Source organism: Verrucomicrobium sp. BvORR106, assembly GCF_000739655.1.
Lineage (GTDB): Bacteria > Verrucomicrobiota > Verrucomicrobiia > Verrucomicrobiales > Verrucomicrobiaceae > Verrucomicrobium.
This window is the reverse complement of the sequence record NZ_BATR01000079.1, coordinates 1-18,027: the sequence shown is the minus strand read 5'-3', so window position 1 is coordinate 18,027 and position 18,027 is coordinate 1. Positions and strand designations below refer to the sequence as shown.

The window sequence follows — 18,027 nt, the reverse complement described above, 5'->3', positions numbered from 1 at the left end:
CCCACCACAATCTCCTCACCCCATCGTCCCCACCACACCCATCTCCCCTCAACCATCCCGCTTGCGAGAGCCTCACCCAGTCGCCACCCCAGCAACACCGAAGCCGAGGGCCAAAGGCCCGGAGTCATACCAGCCCTGGGCAACGCCCAGGGTTGGGGCTCAGATAAAGATGCCGAGGGCTGAAGGTCCGGCCTCATTCAGGCAAGCTTATTCTCCCACCCAACGTCTTCCTGACCCGTCCCGCATGCGGGACGGAACTCCAACCCCGGCACCACACAGCCAAAGAGTTCAACACCACCTCACCCTGCTCAAGCCTCCATCATCAAAAAAACCCGAACAGCGCGAGATCACACCCAAAATCCCTCACCACCCACGCACCGACGTTGGAGTTCCGCATTCATGCGGTCACCCCTCTACCTTCCCATCGTCCCCGCCACACCCACCTCCCCTAACCCAGCAACGCGTCTCAACCAGGTGCCGCCCAGAGCGGCACCGTCTCAACCAGCGTAGCGTCTCAACCAGCGTAGCGTCTCAACCAGCGCAGCGTCTCAACCGCCGTAGGCGCGTTTCATCTGCCCATTCACCCATGCCACCACCTCCCGATGCCGCCCGTGTGCGGGATCATAGTACGCCTTGTAGTCCGGGTGATCCGGATTCGTCATCACATCCCGCGCCGCGGTTTCAGGGGATAACTTGTTCTGCACCTGCGTCGGCGAGATCAGCCGGTCCTCGCTGATCAGATCCGCCAGGCGCGCCATCGCCTTGATCGAGTCCGCCCGGTAGAACACCGGATGATCATCCGGCAGCCCCAGCGTCATCGCCGCTCGCCGCGCATCCACCATGCGCTTGTCATAGTCCCCGCCAAAGATCCGGCGCAACTCCGACTGCTCCTGCTCAAACAGGCGCTGCCCCTCCACCTCCACATTCTGCATGCGGCCCACCGTCTCCTGCAGATGCCAGGCAGAGAGCCCCTCCACCTGCGCCTTCGTCAGGCCCAGCTTGTGCGCCGCCCCCGCAAAGGCATCCGCGAACTCCGGATTCCACTCCGTGCCCGGCGGCAGATTCTCCGGCTGCTTCAGCCCATATTCCTCCGGCTTGCCTGGCACCCCCAGCGCCTTGTGAAACTCCGAGATCTCCTCCGGCTTCGCCTCCTTCCCCGGCAGGCGGATCATGCCCTCCGTGCGCGTCATTGCCGCCCGCTTGTTCTCCATGAACGCCTCCGCCAGCTTGTCGAAAGATCGATAGTTCGCCAGCGTCGCCCGCGACGCATCAAACTGCGCCGGCAATCGGTCCTGCCACCCCTCCACAAACTCCCCCCGCTCATTCGCCAGCGCCCGAAAATCAAACCCACCACCAGCCTCAGCCGCAGCCGCAGTCCCCACACCACCACCAGCCCCACCCTCGCCACCCGCCACATCCGTCACCTCTTCCATCAGCATCATCGTCATCATCATGAGTTATAAGTTAAACGTTAAGAGTTAAGTGTTATGCGCTAAAGCCAATCCCGATAAAACCACAGAGTCACAGAGAACACAGAGGAACGCCCTTTAGACAGAATTAACAAAATTAACAGAATTGGATTGAGCTTCTAATGACAGACGCGACCGGAACTCAGATCCCAAATCCTGCTTCTTCAGAACCATTAGTGTTTCAGAAACCCTAATTCCGTTAATTCTGTCTAAACCTTCCCCATCAGTGTTCCATCAGTGCCCATAAGTGGTTCCTGTCCCCATCCTGTTAATCTTTTAAAAATCCTGTTAATCCTGTCTTAAAAAACGTCTCCCCGCGTACCGCTTCACAAACTCCTCCGGCCGATACTCCTTGAACCACGCCACCACCGCCACCGTCTTGTCCCCATAGCGCGGATCCTCCACCGGACACGGCGGAATCCCAGTCTCCGCCTCTGTCTCTGTCTCTGTCGCGACTACCACCTCCACCTCATCCGCCACCTTCCCCCTCTTCTTCCGCCCCCCAGAAACTCCCTCTTCAACTCGATTCGTCTTCATAGTTCAGAAAAACTTCAAAATCCAAACCCCACCCCTCATCACTCCATCACTCCATCACTCCGCAGTCCTCATCCCCGCCTCCGCCGACCCAAACCGCCACAGCGCCGCCACCACCTCGCACTGGCCGTGCTCATGCTCCGTCATGCCCTGCCGATGCTGCAGCGGATGCGCCGCGCGACACAACATCGCCAGCACCACCCGCCCCTCCGCAGACCCAAACACCGCCCGCGCCGCCTCCCGGAACCGCCGAGCCTCTTCCGGCTTCCCAAATAGCTTTTCTTCAAAGGTCATTCTGTTCTGCTGTTGTGAGTCGTTAGTCGCTAGAACCTCAGTCGGTCGACAGCGAAGTGAAAAGTAGCGTCAGAAAAAGTGAAAAGTTTAGCTTCGCCCAGCGCCCGGAAGTTTCTCAACCAGGCGAAGCCGTCTCAACCAGCGCAGCGTCTCAACGTGCCGCTTGCGGCACATCTCAACTTCCCCCCTCCCCACTTATCACTTTTCACTCTTAACTTTTCACTTGCCCCATCCCCGCCTGGGCCTCCATAGCCGCTGCCTCCGCCCGTCCCCGGCGCATTTCAGCAACCTCATCCTCCGACGGCATCCACTCCACCGGCACGCCCTCGTTCAGCGCGATGTCGCGCATGGCCACATCCCAGTTCAGGTTGTCTGCCACCGCCGGGTTGAACTGCATCACCGGGCCCATCATGCCCAGCACCCGATTCAGCGCCTGGTTGTTCACCGCCTTCAGCGCCAGCGCCAGGCGGGAGGTGTAGCGCAGCTTCGGGTCCGAGACCGCCCACATGCCCCGCTCATTCTGGTACACCGCCTCCTCCGGCGGCATGGGGAACACACCCTGCCGCATGAGCAGGGAAAACACCCGCCGCAAAATCGGCCCGTACATCTCCGTGGAGAGCAGCGTGAACGTGGGTGAGAACAGCTCCACCTTCTCCTGCGCCCGCTCGCCCACCTCATACGCCGTCATCTGCTTCGTGATCGCCGCCCACATCTGGAACAGCTCCACGTGAAACGCCGACTTGATCGCCTCCTGCCGCGCCTTCACGCGATCCAGCCCCACATCATACCGGCCCTGCGTCAGCCACTCCCGCGGCACCCGGTTGGGATCTTTGAAATAAGTCGTCCCCGTCGCCCGCAGATCCACCTCCCCCTCCATGTCATCCGGCAGCAGCAGCCGGGGAAAGGCCGCCACCTCCGCCAGCACGTCCAGGTTCTTCTGCAGCTCATTGAGCTGGCGCGCCTCCGGCAGCGCCTGCCACGTGGGGCAGATCCCGTACGCCCCCGTGCCCCAGCGCAGATACCGCGAGCCGATCGTCGGCATTTCCTCGTACCCACCCACACGCACGATCGTGCGCGTCTTCACATGGATGTGCACCGAGGCCACCGGCTTGTTCGCCCCGTCCATCTTCGCCGCATCCCGCTCCGCATCCTCCCGCGGGTAGATCACATGCAGGAAGTCATGCCGCTCCCCCTGTTGGGAGGAGCCCGGCTCCAGCAGCACCCGCTGCAGACACTCCGGCAGCTCCTTCACCTCATACACCTGCGCCGCCTCCCGCGCCGTGTACGTCAGCTCGCGGAACACCGTGTCCACCATGCCGTCCGCCCCATTGAGAAACGCATACGTCCCGATGTCATGCGCCTTGAAGTTCAGCGGATGCTTCTGCGTCCCCTCCACATGCAGACAGCACGTGCCAAAGGCCCCGCGATCCAGATACGCCTCATGCAGCTCCGTGTAAAAGTTCGACGTCGCCAGCGCCTCCAGCGCAATCTCCGAGCACTCCGCGTACCAGCGCTTCGCTGCATCGTTCTGGCGCAGCTCCCGCGGCGGATCAAACGCAAACCAAGGCGCCTGCGCCGGCGTCAGCCGCGACATGCACCCGGACGCCAGCGTCATGTTCGCCGAGATCGCCGTCCCATCAAAAACCGACTCAAACCCCGCCAGACTCGGCGCATCCATCCGCCCCTTCACCGTCGATCGGTTCGGTCGCACATAGTCCGCCATCTGCTGCCACAGCCCCAGCCAAGGCCCCCTCTCCGCCTGTGCCGATTGCCATCGCAGCATGATGCGGTCGACGAGAGCTTTGCGGCGGGCGGTGTCATTGGGGCTGTAGGAAGGCATGAGGCAGATCGGAGTGAAAAGTAGTAAGTAAAAAGTAGGGCATCCAAAACCAAACCCAAGTCAGGTTCGATGCGCCAACAGGTTCCAGGTCATCATCTTTCGCATCTTCATAGGCATCCAAGCAAAGTACCAGGCAGCCAACCACCCAGCGCCTCAGTCCCTAAACCAGGGCGTAGCCCGCCTAAACCAGCGTAGCGCCTCAACGTGCCGCTTGCGGCACAACTCAACCGCCCCCCCACTTTTCACTTTTCACTCTCAACTTTTTACTTCATCCAAGCAGCGACCTCACTCCCCCCAGCGGCTTCGTCCCGCCATAGCCGCCCGTCGCACCCGCATACGTCGTGCGCAGCAGACCGTAGCGTTTGCCCGCCGCGCGACGCGCCTCCTGGTCCGCGTCCTCCACATCCGCGCTGCTTTGGGAAGGCGCGGGGGGAATCGCCACCGGCTCCGGAGCAGGCGGGATGTTGATCTCCGGCATCTTCTCAGGCTTCTGGTTCAGCATCTTCTCCATCAGCTCCAGGTTCTTCAGCTCCGCCTTCTTCTGCGTCGCCGTCTGCTTCGGAGCCGACTGGCCTTTGCAAAAGCGGTTCAAGCGCCCATCAGGGCCAATCAGGTCGCGGTCGAAATACGGGCCGCCGAGTGTATCAGGGTGGTCGAGCATAGAATCTTGTTCGTTAATCTCCCGTACCGATAGTAACGCAAGATATTCCCCCGCTCAAACCCTATTTTCGGCAATTCATAAGGGATCAGCCCCGGCATCCGCGTCAGATCCCCCGCCGCCAGGTAGCACAGCCACGCATCGCACCGCTCCCGCGCAAACACCTGCCAGGGATCCGTCACCACCTCATACGGCGCCGACGAATCCACCGCCCGCCCCATCAAAAAAAGCTCCGGCGTATTAAACACATACCCATTGATCAAATGCCCCTCCAGATCCTCCCGAAACGTTCTCGCACAAGGCTCGAGCTTGTAGACCCGAGCCGCAAGTTCTACTGGAGTCAGGCGCAGGTTCACAACCATAGCTTCGTTCACGCAGTGAAAAGTTAAGAGTGAAAAGTCAAAAGTGCCTGAGGCCCCATCAGTCCCATCTTCCCTATTCGTCCTATCCCCTCGCGAGCCACCTCGCCCAGCGCCAGCCTTCTGCCTCCCGCATCGCAGCTCAGGGCCAAGGGCCCGACCTCATACCAGCCCAGGGCAACGCCCTGGGTTACTACCAACAACTCCCACCCTCAGGTGCGAAACCCGGCCTCACCCCCTCCCACACCCCGACTTCCAACGAAACCCACGACGCACCCCCAACCAACCACAGAGTCACAGAGAACACAGAGGAACGCCTTTTAAACAGAGTTGACAGAATTACGGCGGAAAGAAACCACTGATATTCACTCACAAAACACTAACAGTTCTCAAGAAACACAGTTTGCCCCCTATTCGGCCACGGCCACATCTGTCATTCGAAGCCAACCCCAATTCCGTAAATTCTGTCTAAGCCTTCCCCATCAGTGCCAATAAGTGATTTCTCATTCCTCATCGTCAGCGTTCCGTTAGCGTCCGTCAGCGGTTCCCCTTCATTCATTCCTAATTCCTAATTCATCATTTATAATTCGCCGCTCCGCGGCGCGCCCCCCCATACCCCGCCGTCACCTTCACGCCCAGGCCCGTCACCGCACCACCTCCACCACCACCGCGGATCATCCCCGCCGCCCGAGCCTCCGCGAACGTCCGCGCCGCATCCGCCGTGTGCGAGCACAGGTCATGCATCGGCGCATCCCGCAGCACCCCGCTGCTCGTCTGCGGCATCCGCCGATAGCCCTCCAGCCTCCCCACGCCAGAGGGCAGCTTCGCCCCTGTCTCACTGAGCTGCTCCACATCCGTCCGCCGGTGGAACCACGCATGCGGCAGGATCTTGCGCAGCTCATTGATCCCCACCCACACGTCCGGGGTTCGAGGCACCACATGGATCATCTGCGACGGGATGCCTGCCTCGATCAACTGCTGCCGGTACGTCTTCCCGCTCCCCTTGTCCGTGATCACCGCATCATGCGGCAGGTAGTGCCCTGCCACCGGCCCGTGCACCCGCTCCCAAGCGCGGATCACCGCCGCCACGCCCGCCGCGCCCTGGCCTTCCCCCGCCGCCCAGTCCAGCCAGTTCACATCCTTCCCCGCCGGCTGCACCAGCCAGCCCGCCGTATTGTCGCTGCTGCCCAGGTCCCAGAAGGTGTACAGCGGCAGCCCCACCTCCGGCGCGAACTCCCGCACCCGCCCCGCCGCCCGCAGGCGCGTCATCTCCGTGTAGATCTGGCCAGAGACCACATGGCGGTCGCACTCCTCCACCACCGTGGGGAACTGCTGGAACATGTCCTCCCCCTGCTCGCGACGTTTTACCTCGTACCAAGCCTGCCGCTCCGGCAGCACCTCAATACCGTGAGTCTCCCTTAGCTCCGCGAAGTACCGCACCGTCTCCGCCCGCAGCGGCACCCGCCCCGGCAGCGCATAGCTCGGGTGGTTCACCCAGGAGAAGAAGTGCAGCCGCCAGTCCAGCGCCGTCAGATCCTGCCCCACCGACTCCAGCGCCAGCTTGAAGAGCGCGTAACACTCGCCAAACCGCCCGCCCTCCATCGTCGTCTCGATGTCGATGATCCCCGTCGCCGGCACCGCATTGATCGATCCCCTCTTGATCTCCGCCGCCTTCGCCGGCTTCTGCGCCGCGATCGGCCCGTACTCAGACACATGCAGCCGCTGCGGCGTCCCGCCGGTAAAGCTCACATCCGCACTCTGGCTGCTCCCGTTCGCCCACTCCAGGCACCCGCCGTTGTCCTTCACCAGCGGATTCTCCTCCTGGATCCAGCGCCACAGCTCCGCCAGCGCCGGGTCCGGATGCCGCGGCCCCGACTCCCACGCCATGCGGGCAATGTGCAGCTTGTCTTTCGCATCCGCCTCCTTCTTGTCGATGTGCGCGCACAGCGTGTTCGGCGTGAAGATGCACGTGTCCAGGTAGTCCAGCACGATGAAGGTAGACATCCCCAACTTGCGCGCCTTCGGCACGAAGTTCCGCGTATGCCGTGCCAGCATGAACTGCGCCTGCTCCGGCCGCAGCTCAAACGGCACCATCACCGCCCCGTCCTCCGGCAGGATCTGGTACAGATGCCGCAGGCGCCAGGACTTCGAGGAGACGCACTCCTCGAACTCCCGAAGCTCCTCCGCCGTCCACTCCCCAGTCCCGTTCACGTTGGCGTTCATGTTCGCACTCATCACATCCCTCACGGCATCAACAGCGACCCAGACCCACGCTGTTTCTTCTTCTCCGGCCCCACACCACTCGATCGCGACGGTGCCGGACCACCCAGCAACGCCGTCCGCCGCTCCGCCGGCACCGTCTGCGCCGGGGCCGCAGGTTGTGGATTCCCCGCCGACCTTCGCTTCTTCGCCCGCTCCGCCTCCCCCGCCGCGATGATCGCATCCCGAAACGCCTGCCCATTGTCCGCCTTCTGCATGTATCGATCGTGTTGTTTCATCGTAATTTCCCTTTCAAATCCAGAATTCAAGCACTTGAAAACCACAGAGGGGGACTTCTGAAACCACTGATGTTCACTAACGAAACACCAATGGTTCTGAAAAACACGGCCCGCCTCCCTATTCGGCCCCAGCCACGTCCTTCATTCAAAGCCAAACCCTAATTCCGTAAATTCTGTTAATTCTGTCTAAACCTTCCCCATCAGTGTTCCATGAGTGCCAATGAGTGGTTTCCCATCCCTCTCAACATCTCATTGTCAGCGTCCCGTGAGCGTCTGTCAGCGGTTCCCCTGCATTCATTCCTACTTCATCATTCCTAATTCCTAATTTTTACGCCTCATCACTCCCGCCAGCACCCCGCGCGGCCCCGTCATCTGCACATCGTGTTTCTCCGGCTCATCCCAGCCCAGCATCTTCGCCAGGCGCTCCATGACCCCGCGTTTGTCGGGAAAGATCGCATAGGGCCCGTCCTTCCCCATCTTCAGCTCACACAGCGGGTGCTCCAGATGCGCCGCACTCGGCGGCGCCTTCAGGATCTCGATGCACATCGCCACCGCCTCCTCCCGGCTCATCCCCGCCCGTGCCGAGGTGATTTCCTGCAACTCCCTCACCCGCGCCCGCACCTCCTCCGTCCCATGCAGCCGCCAGGCATTGGCCCCGCCCCCACGGTACCCCGCCCGCTTATAGGCCTCCACCGCCGTCAGTCCCGACGCAAGCCCCTGCGCAAACGCTTCATGACGTGGATTCTCCAGTACGGGCATGGCCAACACAGATTAGCGCACCTTTGAGACATAGCAAGGACCTTGTTCATCTCCGGCGGCGGGGCGTCATTATTTCTCTGCCCCGTCCATTCCCCCTCCTCATCTCACATCACGCCCCAGATCGCACTCGTAGCTGCATTGGTCGCAATGCGGAATCGTCCAAACCACCCATCACCCTCACCTCTCCACCTCTCCACCTCTCCACCTCTCCACCTCTTACCGCCCAACGCAGGGCGTTATTTCTTCTCGGGAGCTGGGGGTGCTTGGGCAGATTCCAACGCTGGCGCTTTTGGCACTTCGACTGGAGCAGCCATGACGGTGGAGACGGGTATTCGCTTGGGTTCTATTGCGGGAACGGCTCCAGTGAGCCTCGCTGCAAACAGACTGTCGAACTCCACTTTATCAGTGCTATTGGGCGAGATCTTCCTGGATTCCCGCTCGACCACGCCAGTGTCTCCGACTTCAAAAAAGGTCAGCGTCCCCTGGCTGGCCCCCGAAGGGAAAAAGGTGTAAAACCCGTACTTACCTGAATCTTGCTTCCATGCAGAAGGAGTGAGGACCTTCTCAGGGAAAGTGACATCCCCTAGCAGACGCAGGCCGCCACCAGCCTTTCCTTTGTAGATGGACCAGAGGTATCCGAGTTTGCCATCACGAAGGCTGGACTTCGTGAAAAGGACCTCCGGCGCGCCATCTCCGGTCACATCCGTTTCGAAGCGGAGGATTTCATCCTGCGCCACCTCAACGTACACGGGGAGCCTTGTGGAATGCGCAAGGTAGTCACGGTACTCGTTCGCTTCTTGAGCGACGAGAAGACCCGAGAGCCCTGTTCCAACGAGTAGAAGCGTGAGACGGAAAATTGGTTTCATGACAATCTTACTTCGGATCGGCACCCATCGCCTTGTACGGGATGCGCCCTTCAAGCCCCCGCCACCAGCTGCGAAACGCGTCAATATCCTCTGTCGTGCAGTACGCTTTGTTCTTCGGCACCGGAGCTCCTTCCACCGTCTTGCTGAGAAAGAACATGACGTGATGACTGTAACTCTGCCAGGGAACTCCATTCTCCGTGAGCCCACCGGTGAAGTAAACTTCCTTCGGGGCAAAAAGCAGGGATACCAGCGCTTCTGACGCCTGCGGGTTCTGCATCATGGCCAGCTCCCGGATCGCGCGCGTCTGCCCTGCGATCTGCGCCTCCGTCAACTCCGACGCCCCATCGACAGGGACCAACAGATCCTTCTTCAGCTCTGCGATCCGCTCCCTGTCGCTCACCCCCGCCCCATCGACAAGCCCGGCCCCTCCCCTTGGGAGACTCACCTCGGCACGCCCCCTTCCGGACTGATCACGCGCTCCATTGGCCAGCCACCACCATGCACCAGCCACCAGCAGAGCCACACCGGCACCAATGAAGAGTTTCGCTTTCATCACCGGCTCTCCTGACCCTCCTCCACTCGATGCCGTTCGGCATCCTTGTTACCCGGCACCACTGGCGCCGACTGGGAGGGCTGTATCAGCTGTTGATGCGCAGGCAGGCCCTTCACCGCCGCGTCCACCTGGGCTCGACTTCGCCTGGCCGCATCGATGGAGACCAGGTCATAGCCCTCTTGCTGCAGTTCATCCAGCTTCATCTCCCGCACCGGATGCTCCACCAGACTGCGGTGAGCATGGCCTTCATCCGGGCCCCGGAAGTACTTGTCATAGATGACCCGATCCCCCGCTTTCTCAAAGTCCAACGGCGGAAGCTGCCGCACCACCATCGCATCTCCAGACCTAAGATACGCCTCCAGATCACCTCCCCCTTTGCCGGGGTGATAGGCCAGCAGGCAGTGAGCCTTCACCTCCTCCACATAACCCACAAAGAACCTATCCGCCCGGAACACCACCCCCTGCTCAGGCCCCTTCAGCTTCCTGTGTCCGCCCCCGTCCAATGCATACACCTCCCAGGTGCTCCCATAGCGTCCTCCCACTCCGTTGAACGTCACCAGACGCTCCAGCCTCCCATCACCGTCCACATCCAGCGTCACCGTCGAGAGCGACTTGAACGCATGCCAGAACAGTGCGCGATCCGGCGTCACCACGCGCAGATAGTCCGCGATCACCGCATCCCGTCCCGCCACCAGACCACGCGGTCCACAGACACAGAGCATCAAGCCCCACCACGTCTTCACTCGAAAACGGATCTTCATCAGGTGACCTTTCTTCCCCAATCTCTTGAGACAACCATTTCTCCATCAATCTGCCAAGCACCAAGTGCTGGTCACCAGGCACCTCTTACTTACGCTCCGACGCACTTGCCTGCGCCGCCCCATACAGGAACACTCCATACAGCGCCCCAAACGGCATCGAGAAAAGGCAGATGACCCCGGTGAACTTCATCGAGTAGCGCAGAGATGACGGCCACCAGCTCAGCAGGTCCAGCGCAACAAAGTAGGAGCAGGCAGACAGCGCCATCACGAACACCCCCATCAAACACGCCATCCCAAAGTTCGCAGCCAGCCAGCCAATCACCGACCTTGGCAACGCCAGGACCATCGCCAGTCCCACCATCAACGAAACCACATTCGGCAGGAGCACCGTCCACCAGGAATACGCCTCCGAATCCGCCAGCACCAAGCCGGCTGACGCCACCTCGAAAGGGGCGACAAGGAGCAGGAAAGACTTGATTGCGGAAGCGCGGAACGCCCCGCGGTCAATGCCCGGCGAATTCATCGGCAGCGAACCAATCACGAGATCAGCCATAGAGTTAGATCAAGATAATCCCCGGCATACCCCTGTCCAGAATGAAATCACCTCCCACGGCCCCACATGGTGAGTCCTGCGAGGACGTACTGCCCACCGCCGCACCGGGCCTGAAAGGCCCACAGACCCCAGCCCTGGCACGGAGGCCGCGAAGCGGACAGAGGGCCTGGGTCCCCCACCCACACAAGTTGGCACCCTGAAAGCGGCGCGAGAGTCGCCCAGCCAGGCCCTCAGCCTTCAACCAGATCCCATCAGCAACGCCCCTCCCCATCCTGCCAACCTTTCTAAACCGCGATACTTCCTCGAACCCACCACTCCACCACTCCACCACTCCACCACTCCACCACTCCACCACTCCACCACTCCACCACTCCATCACTCCATCACTCCATCACTCCATCACTCCATCACTCCATCACTCCATCACTCCATCACTCCATCACTCCATCACTCCATCACTCCATCACTCCATCACTCCATCACTCCATCACCCTCACAACCGCCGCCGTCAATCATCAAACGGCCCACCGCGTCCCCGCACACTTCCCGCCGCACCGCCCAATCATTCCTCGAACCTCAGCCCCTCCGCCATCCCCCCACCAGCTTCCCAGGCGCTAGATGAGGCACTGCATTCGTGCTCGCGGCCGCCTCAACCCGCCGCTCGCCCCCCTCCCCGATGCCGGAGGCATCACAGCCATTAGCCGGACGGTTGAAGGAGCGCAGCGACTGATACCTCCGGTCACCTAAAAGAAATCCCCCGACCCCGGAGGGCGTCGCGGCAACGTTCACTTCACCCAACACAACCGCCACCCTGCACACGCCCCGCACCCAAAAGCCGGGACAGCTCTTCCACCTTGCCTACCGCACCGTCACCTCATTCCTCGAACCCCATCTTCTCCGTCATCCCACCACCCCTCATCCCCGGCAAGATGCCGGGCACAGCTACACGCAAGATGCGTGCGCCCCTCAAAATCCCCGTCCCGCCCTTCCGTCCCGGATGAGACGGCGGAACCCCGATCACCACCCTCACCCGCACCCCCTCTCTCCGGCATAGCGTCGGGTTCTCGGCATCCACCTCCATGATCACGCCCCCGTCGATTTCCGCCTCCGCAAGGCAGGCACCGATGCCAGCATGTACTGATCAATCGCCGCATTCAGTTCCGGCAGCACAGACCGGTAACGTCGGTTCAAAACTCTGATCTCCTCATCAAATCGTTCCGTCTCATCATCCAGCCCCTCCTCGACCAGATCCCCCTCCTCCAGATTTCCCCCACCCCGCTTGCACAACGCCGCCTTCAGATCAGACATCATCGCCAGCATCGGGGAGACGCCCAGGATGTTCATTGCCTGCATCGCATTGAGAATGCGGTGGTGCCTGCCACTTGCAATCGGGATATCGATACCGTTGCCGCAGGCGGAAACCAGCTCCTCGATCTCGAACAGGACCTTCTCCTCCACCCAGAGTTCAGGATAGGCGGCACCAAGCAGTTCCGCGAGTACCCTCCGCACCCTCGAAGGCTTTCCATGCTGCAGGAACAGGGCGTCGATGTCATACTGCGGCTCACCAGACGAGACCCCCACCGATCGCAGCGTCTCCAGCACCTGTTGCAGCCCCTTCGCTTCAGCCTTGATCCAGGTTCGGAAATCAGCCGCCGCGCCTGCCTTCAGCAGAGACACCGCCGCCGCCTCCTTGCCCAGGCCCACCGCAGTGTCGAGGAGACTACTCAGGCACTTCTTGTCTGCACGCTCCAGCACCCCTTCAGACACAAAGAAGGCAAAGACCTCCCCCTCCCCCTCGTAGAGCGCGACCTGAAGCGCGGGAACCATCCCATCCAGGCTCGCCAGCGGGCACACCCCTCGGGAAAGAAACATCTGCACCCGGGCGATATCGCCCCCCTTGCAGGCGCTCTGCAGGCCGAAGAACCCAGTGCGTTCACGCAGGTCAGGAATCTCGACGTCCAGTTCACCGAGTGCCCGCTCAAACTCTGTCCTCATGAATGTGGCATAGAATTCGGAAGCCTTGGCCAGTTCGCAGAGCGCCTTGGAGAAGCGTCCCGCCGCCAGCATGGCGGATGCCCACTCACGATAGTCCTTCGCGCTGGCGGAGCGATCGAGGTGCTGCTGGGCCAGATCCAGCGTTTGACTCCACTCGTTCTCGTTAAGGGGCGAATTCATGCCGTCCTTCATAAGCAGCCGACGGGCAAAGTAAAGTCGCCGCCCACAGCCTACCGGCCCTCCGTTGGCGCTTGAAGCAACCCCTTCAGAGCCTCAACCAGGAGCTGCCATTGCGTCGGCAGCGGAGCAGCGCCTGACTGAGGAAGAAACATCTTGAACTCTTCGCTCTTCCTCAGCTGTGCTTCCGCCTCGGCCAGACGCAGCTGCAGCGTTGCTTTCGGCAGTTCGGCTCCTTTTACATTTGGGAACCCCGCCAGCGCCCGGGCAGCAGCCAGCTGAATGCCCGTTCGTTTATCCGCAAGCGCCGCGACAAGGTCCCCCTTCATGTCCAACATCTGCCGCTTGCTGGCTTCCGTAGCCGCCAGCTCGAATGAGCTCGTGTCAGGTCGCATCGAGATGGTCTCCTGGAGCAACCGGATCGCTTCGGGCGTCGTCAATCCCTTGGCTGCGACCAGGCGCACCGCATACCCCTTCCCCAGGGGAGCGGCCAGCACCTTCGGAAGCGCCAGTTCATGAAACTTCGTTGGCGGAACGGCCAACAGCAGACAGGCAGCGACCTCCTGAAAGAGCGCCTCCTTGTCGTCCAGCAGGATCAGGGCCGACTGGGCGATAGCCTCATAATCCCTGGCCTCCATAGGCGCGGATCCATTGAAACTCGCCAGGTTTTTCATCAACTCCGCCCCGACACCCGCCCGCTGTTTGAACGGCCTAGCAGGATTGACCAAAACCGCCAGGGCATCATCAAGAGGGTGCCCAAAGCCCGCGGTGCATAGCATCATGGTCATGGCAAAGTAGAGGGCATATTGGCGAAGCCGCCCAAAAGCCAACCCGCGAGTCACCGCGCTCTCCGCCACGTCTTCCATCGAGGCCCCTCTTCTCACCCTGGCCAATAGCAAGGGGACATCAACACCACCCGGAAGTTTCGTCTTACACATGCACGTTGGGATTGTTTTTCCATGTTTACCAATATTCGCCCACTCCACGCAAGCTCAAGAAGACCTGAAGAACTCCACGCCGCCCAAAGGCAGGCATGCGGCAAACTTCAAACTTCAAACTTCAACGCCCAACACTGCCCACTGCCCACTGCCCAGACTACTTCGCGATCCACGGCAGCTGCACCACCCCATCACCCGGCGGCATCGCCACACGCGTCTTCCCTTTCAGACGCAAGTCCATGGGATCAAGGGCAAACATCTCCGTGACACTCCCCGTCCACACCATCATCTCCACACTCCCGTCCGCCTTCCATTTTGGGTAGGCCACTGCATGGCCCAGTAGCACGAGCGACTTCAGGTGGGAAAACGGCACCACCGGCTTCTCCCCTTCCTTCTGCTCGTACACCTTGATCACCTCCGCCAGGTCGATCCCATAGACCGTGTCCCGGAACCCCGGCGTGATCTTCTCCTGCAGCCTGCCGATAGGCCGATGCTTGACCGCGATCCACCTCTCTCCTTTCGGGGCCCTTACCAGCGCCTCAAACGTCGTGTTTAAGATCAGCCGCTTTTTCGCCGCATCCACCACCGCCAGCCGTTCCTCCCGCTCAAACACCAGATAGCGCCCCTCCACCCATCTCGGCAGCACATCCCCCAGCCAGCTCAGACCACCGTACTCACGCGTCACCGGCGATTCGATCAGCGGAGAATCCACCACCGTCGCGGCCACCTCCCCTTTCGCAGCAGCCATCAGCACATCCGTGCCCGCGATTCTGTCCGAGTGCAGCTCCACGCTGAAGGCTTGATCCCCCGTCGTCCAACGCTCCCCACCCCACGCCGACGTGGTCAGCACACTTGCACCACAGATCCACGCAACCAGAAGCCCAGGCACAGAGAGAATCTTCATAGACATACTGCATCACTACATTGAGGAGGCATCGACACCAGTTTGTCGAAACCGTTGGAAAAAACCCGCCTACCACTCACCGACGCACCGCTTACCGCCCCCTCAACCAGCGCAGCCGCCTCCCCGAACCCGGAGGGTTCACCATGAATAGCCAGTGGTCGACCGAGCCCAGCGAGGGCTACCACTGGATAGCCCCCGCCTGCCAATCTACCGCGGAGCGGTAGGCCCATCGCAAGGCACACCCCTGACACCGTTCCCGCCCCACGCCCACGCAGACCTTCACCGCCATGGACCTTCCGCTTCGCGGCGCATGCCCAACCCCCACCGTCGAGCCTGGTCAAACCCTCTCGGTTCATGAGTCAACTCCTACCACTCCTACCACTCCTACCACTCCTACCACTCCACCACTCCACCACTCCACCACTCCACCACTCCGCATTCCGCATTCCGCATTCCGCATTCCGCATTCCGCCGATTGCCTCACCCTACTTTGAGGCCTCCAGAAGCGCTTTTAGCACTTCCACAAATTGTTTCTCCTCAGGCATCACCGGAGAGCCTCCCTTCTCCTCCGTCTCTTGTTTCCTTTTCAGATCCTTTTCCGTGTCCGCCAGGAATCGTTCCAGCGCCTCTGTCCGCGGCACCGTTCCTTTGGCAAATCCCGCGAGAGCCACCACGGCCATGTACCGCACCCCAAATCTCGGGTCTACTATCGCCGCAATCAGATCGTCCTTTACCTCCAACATGCCCCGGGCCGCGGCGACTTGGCCAGCCAGTCCAAATGAGATGAAATCCGTTCGCGCCTTGATGCAGTCCTTGAGCACCTGGACAGCCGGTGACGACTTCATCCCCTTGCTCCTAATCAGGCGCACAGCGAAGCTCTTGTTCAAAGCCCCTGCAGTGATCTTTTGGAGAGCGGCCTCATCCACACTGGACGGAGGGATGCACCACAGCAGTTCCACCCCCTTTTCTCTTAGATCCGCGTCCTTGTCGTCGAGCAGCCTCAGGGATGCCCTCGCGATCGCGTCGTGGTCTTTCGTCTCCACTTTGATGGGCCCGCCTGAAGACTCCAGGCCCCGCACGATCCGCCCGGCGGCATCTGCCCTCTCCTTGGGCGTTCTCGCGACATCCTCCAAGATCATGATCGCATCGTCCACCGGACTTCCCAAGCCAGCCGTGCACATCATCACCACCATGGCCACGCAGAGGCTGCGCGCAGCGACCAGGTTAAATGCCACTACCCCAGAGCCCTCACCAACAGAGGAACTCTTTGTTCCCCTGCAACCTAGAGTTGCAAGCGACTCAGTACCATCAAGGAGAGCTGCGCGAGACATAGACGGGAGAGAAGGCTGCATTTTTTCCACATTTACCACCAATCACCCCCTTCAGACAAGCCAAAGAAGTCACCCCCCCAACCAAGCACCAAGCCGCCCACTGCCCACTGCCCGCGCCGCATCTCACCAAAACCCCAGCATTACGAACCAACCACCTTCCTGGACATTTCCTTGAACCCAAGCCAGAACCCCACCGCTGTGACACCCGCCAGCACCAGCGTGAGGATCCCACCCAGATCCTGCCACGACAGCATCCCCGACGGTCCAGCCACCTGCCCCACCGGTCGCTTAAAGTAGTGCACAGCATCCGCCGCCATCACCTGTGTCTGCTCAAATTTGCCCCTCAGGTCCTCATGGTACACCGTCCCGTAGCACATGCCCAGCCCGCGACGCTTCATCCTCTCCATCAGCCACCAGTCCTTGGGATACGTCCAGAAATAGAATCTTTCCACGTTGGAGGTAAATTCCTCCACCTCCTTGTTTCGCCCCTGCATCGCGAAATTCCACGGCACTCGTGCCAGCGACGCCCGCGTCACCTCCAGCCACAGATCCGTCGGGAACACCTCCAGATTGTTGTACTGATCCCCGTCCGCAACCGCGCTCCATATCTCCCGCTCCGGGCTCCACAGCAGCCTTTTCAGCACCGGGATCGCCTCCGGACGGCAGGACATGATGCCCATCATGATCGCAGAGTACGTGCAATCAGAGCGGACCGCCCTCTGCCGGTCCTCCGCACGCGAGGCCTCCAACTCTGTCAGCGCCCGCAGAATCACGCGAAAATTCTCTTCACGCGCCAGGAACGCCGTCGCAACCCGGGGCTTGCTCTCAACTATGGCAGGCCCCAGTTCATTCAACGCAAACCCCAGCGTCTGAATGTCCTTATACGCCTCCCGAAGGTCAGCATCCTGGATCTGCTCATGCGGCAGCAGCGGCGGAACCCAAGGCCCTTCCTGCGCCCACAACGCCCCCGCCCCTGGCCCCACCAGACTCATCAGCACCACCACCAGCCCCCACCGCCACGCGGTCTCCGTGATTCTTGTTCGTTCATTCATGATCAGCACCTCTCAGCATGGCAGCCTCCACCTCACACCCATCCCATCAGATCCTGCACCAAACGTCAACACCCAAGTTTCCCACTCCACCACTCCACCACTCCACCACTCCACCACTCCACCACTCCACCACTCCACCACTCCACCACTCCACCACTCCACCACTCCACCACTCCACCTCTCCACCTCTCCACCTCTCCACCTCTCCACCTCTCCATCTCTCCACCTCTCCATCTCTCCATCTCTCCATCTCTCCGCATTCCAATCTTGTTAATCCTCCAAAAATCTTGTTAATCCTGTCTCAACCAATGTCGCCGCGCGCCCCCATCGCGTCCCAGCTCCTCTGCCTGCTCGCCGTCGCCCTCGTCCTCGGCGCGTCCGCCATCACCTCCCGCGCCGCCGAGCCCATCTCCGCGGCGATGCGCCACGGCCAGAAGCAGCTCCAGCGCATGCTTGACGACCGCCCCGGCATGGCCTTCTACCGGG

The 18,027-nt window shown here is 61.1% G+C and carries 19 protein-coding genes; 1 reads left to right on the top strand and 18 read right to left on the bottom strand.

Annotated features, from left to right (window positions below):
* Positions 1 to 548 precede the first annotated feature (548 nt).
* From BV106_RS11815 to BV106_RS11725, 18 genes are all read right to left on the bottom strand, one after another.
* Complete coding sequence (locus BV106_RS11815; protein ID WP_038164732.1) at positions 549 to 1,454, bottom strand: hypothetical protein; 906 nt, start codon at positions 1,452 to 1,454, stop codon at positions 549 to 551.
* A gap of 303 nt (positions 1,455 to 1,757) precedes the next feature.
* Entirely contained in the window at positions 1,758 to 2,006 is a 249-nt protein-coding gene (locus tag BV106_RS11810) for a hypothetical protein (protein ID WP_038164730.1), read from the bottom strand.
* 54 nt (positions 2,007 to 2,060) lie between these two features.
* Positions 2,061 to 2,297 carry a hypothetical protein gene (locus tag BV106_RS11805; RefSeq protein WP_038164728.1) on the bottom strand — a complete coding sequence of 79 codons (237 nt, stop codon included), beginning with the start codon at positions 2,295 to 2,297 and terminating at the stop codon, positions 2,061 to 2,063.
* Between the two features lie 211 nt (positions 2,298 to 2,508).
* Complete coding sequence (locus BV106_RS11800) at positions 2,509 to 4,137, bottom strand: portal protein (protein WP_038164726.1); 1,629 nt, start codon at positions 4,135 to 4,137, stop codon at positions 2,509 to 2,511.
* A gap of 268 nt (positions 4,138 to 4,405) precedes the next feature.
* Complete coding sequence (locus BV106_RS11795; RefSeq protein ID WP_038164724.1) at positions 4,406 to 4,729, bottom strand: hypothetical protein; 324 nt, start codon at positions 4,727 to 4,729, stop codon at positions 4,406 to 4,408.
* Positions 4,730 to 4,746: 17 nt separating this feature from the next.
* Positions 4,747 to 5,169, bottom strand: coding sequence for a hypothetical protein (locus tag BV106_RS11790; protein ID WP_265595587.1), 423 nt, complete (start codon positions 5,167 to 5,169; stop codon positions 4,747 to 4,749).
* Positions 5,170 to 5,730: 561 nt separating this feature from the next.
* A complete protein-coding gene (locus BV106_RS11785; protein WP_265595586.1) occupies positions 5,731 to 7,377 on the bottom strand; it encodes a hypothetical protein in 1,647 nt (548 codons plus the stop codon).
* Positions 7,378 to 7,397: 20 nt separating this feature from the next.
* Positions 7,398 to 7,652: a hypothetical protein gene (locus BV106_RS11780; protein ID WP_038164718.1), complete on the bottom strand. Its 255-nt coding sequence runs from the start codon at positions 7,650 to 7,652 to the stop codon at positions 7,398 to 7,400.
* 321 nt (positions 7,653 to 7,973) lie between these two features.
* Positions 7,974 to 8,411 carry a hypothetical protein gene (locus tag BV106_RS11775; protein WP_038164715.1) on the bottom strand — a complete coding sequence of 146 codons (438 nt, stop codon included), beginning with the start codon at positions 8,409 to 8,411 and terminating at the stop codon, positions 7,974 to 7,976.
* A gap of 236 nt (positions 8,412 to 8,647) precedes the next feature.
* A complete protein-coding gene (locus BV106_RS11770) occupies positions 8,648 to 9,277 on the bottom strand; it encodes a hypothetical protein (RefSeq protein ID WP_038164713.1) in 630 nt (209 codons plus the stop codon).
* Positions 9,278 to 9,284: 7 nt separating this feature from the next.
* A complete protein-coding gene (locus BV106_RS11765; protein ID WP_038164711.1) occupies positions 9,285 to 9,830 on the bottom strand; it encodes a hypothetical protein in 546 nt (181 codons plus the stop codon).
* A complete protein-coding gene (locus BV106_RS11760) occupies positions 9,830 to 10,591 on the bottom strand; it encodes a hypothetical protein (protein ID WP_038164710.1) in 762 nt (253 codons plus the stop codon). The genes BV106_RS11765 and BV106_RS11760 overlap by 1 nt, the downstream gene beginning before the upstream one ends.
* A gap of 85 nt (positions 10,592 to 10,676) precedes the next feature.
* Positions 10,677 to 11,144, bottom strand: coding sequence for a hypothetical protein (locus BV106_RS11755; protein WP_038164709.1), 468 nt, complete (start codon positions 11,142 to 11,144; stop codon positions 10,677 to 10,679).
* 1,083 nt (positions 11,145 to 12,227) lie between these two features.
* A complete protein-coding gene (locus tag BV106_RS11745) occupies positions 12,228 to 13,319 on the bottom strand; it encodes a hypothetical protein (RefSeq protein WP_265595585.1) in 1,092 nt (363 codons plus the stop codon).
* A gap of 50 nt (positions 13,320 to 13,369) precedes the next feature.
* Positions 13,370 to 14,098 (bottom strand): hypothetical protein, encoded by a 729-nt coding sequence (locus BV106_RS11740; protein WP_265595584.1) that lies wholly within the window; start codon positions 14,096 to 14,098, stop codon positions 13,370 to 13,372.
* Positions 14,099 to 14,411: 313 nt separating this feature from the next.
* Complete coding sequence (locus tag BV106_RS11735; RefSeq protein WP_038164703.1) at positions 14,412 to 15,158, bottom strand: hypothetical protein; 747 nt, start codon at positions 15,156 to 15,158, stop codon at positions 14,412 to 14,414.
* Positions 15,159 to 15,643: 485 nt separating this feature from the next.
* Positions 15,644 to 16,393, bottom strand: coding sequence for a hypothetical protein (locus BV106_RS11730; RefSeq protein WP_265595583.1), 750 nt, complete (start codon positions 16,391 to 16,393; stop codon positions 15,644 to 15,646).
* A 236-nt stretch (positions 16,394 to 16,629) separates the two neighbouring features.
* Positions 16,630 to 17,541 carry a hypothetical protein gene (locus tag BV106_RS11725; protein WP_038164699.1) on the bottom strand — a complete coding sequence of 304 codons (912 nt, stop codon included), beginning with the start codon at positions 17,539 to 17,541 and terminating at the stop codon, positions 16,630 to 16,632.
* 287 nt (positions 17,542 to 17,828) lie between these two features.
* Here BV106_RS11725 and BV106_RS38360 point away from each other — a divergent pair.
* Positions 17,829 to 18,027 (top strand): hypothetical protein (locus BV106_RS38360; RefSeq protein WP_265595582.1); only part of this gene is annotated, 199 nt, incomplete at its 3' end.

What these genes read in the sequence shown, in the direction of transcription:
- BV106_RS11770 (WP_038164713.1), bottom strand. Translation starts at nt 9,277, where the DNA reads ATGAAACCAATTTTCCGTCTCACGCTTCTACTCGTTGGAACAGGGCTC.
- BV106_RS11815 (WP_038164732.1), bottom strand. Translation starts at nt 1,454, where the DNA reads ATGATGATGACGATGATGCTGATGGAAGAGGTGACGGATGTGGCGGGT.
- BV106_RS11805 (WP_038164728.1), bottom strand. Translation starts at nt 2,297, where the DNA reads ATGACCTTTGAAGAAAAGCTATTTGGGAAGCCGGAAGAGGCTCGGCGG.
- BV106_RS11760 (WP_038164710.1), bottom strand. Translation starts at nt 10,591, where the DNA reads ATGAAGATCCGTTTTCGAGTGAAGACGTGGTGGGGCTTGATGCTCTGT.
- BV106_RS11755 (WP_038164709.1), bottom strand. Translation starts at nt 11,144, where the DNA reads ATGGCTGATCTCGTGATTGGTTCGCTGCCGATGAATTCGCCGGGCATT.
- BV106_RS11800 (WP_038164726.1), bottom strand. Translation starts at nt 4,137, where the DNA reads ATGCCTTCCTACAGCCCCAATGACACCGCCCGCCGCAAAGCTCTCGTC.
- BV106_RS11780 (WP_038164718.1), bottom strand. Translation starts at nt 7,652, where the DNA reads ATGAAACAACACGATCGATACATGCAGAAGGCGGACAATGGGCAGGCG.
- BV106_RS11765 (WP_038164711.1), bottom strand. Translation starts at nt 9,830, where the DNA reads ATGAAAGCGAAACTCTTCATTGGTGCCGGTGTGGCTCTGCTGGTGGCT.
- BV106_RS11740 (WP_265595584.1), bottom strand. Translation starts at nt 14,098, where the DNA reads ATGATGCTATGCACCGCGGGCTTTGGGCACCCTCTTGATGATGCCCTG.
- BV106_RS11810 (WP_038164730.1), bottom strand. Translation starts at nt 2,006, where the DNA reads ATGAAGACGAATCGAGTTGAAGAGGGAGTTTCTGGGGGGCGGAAGAAG.
- BV106_RS11785 (WP_265595586.1), bottom strand. Translation starts at nt 7,377, where the DNA reads ATGAACGCCAACGTGAACGGGACTGGGGAGTGGACGGCGGAGGAGCTT.
- BV106_RS11735 (WP_038164703.1), bottom strand. Translation starts at nt 15,158, where the DNA reads ATGAAGATTCTCTCTGTGCCTGGGCTTCTGGTTGCGTGGATCTGTGGT.
- BV106_RS11775 (WP_038164715.1), bottom strand. Translation starts at nt 8,411, where the DNA reads ATGCCCGTACTGGAGAATCCACGTCATGAAGCGTTTGCGCAGGGGCTT.
- BV106_RS11745 (WP_265595585.1), bottom strand. Translation starts at nt 13,319, where the DNA reads ATGAATTCGCCCCTTAACGAGAACGAGTGGAGTCAAACGCTGGATCTG.
- BV106_RS11725 (WP_038164699.1), bottom strand. Translation starts at nt 17,541, where the DNA reads ATGAATGAACGAACAAGAATCACGGAGACCGCGTGGCGGTGGGGGCTG.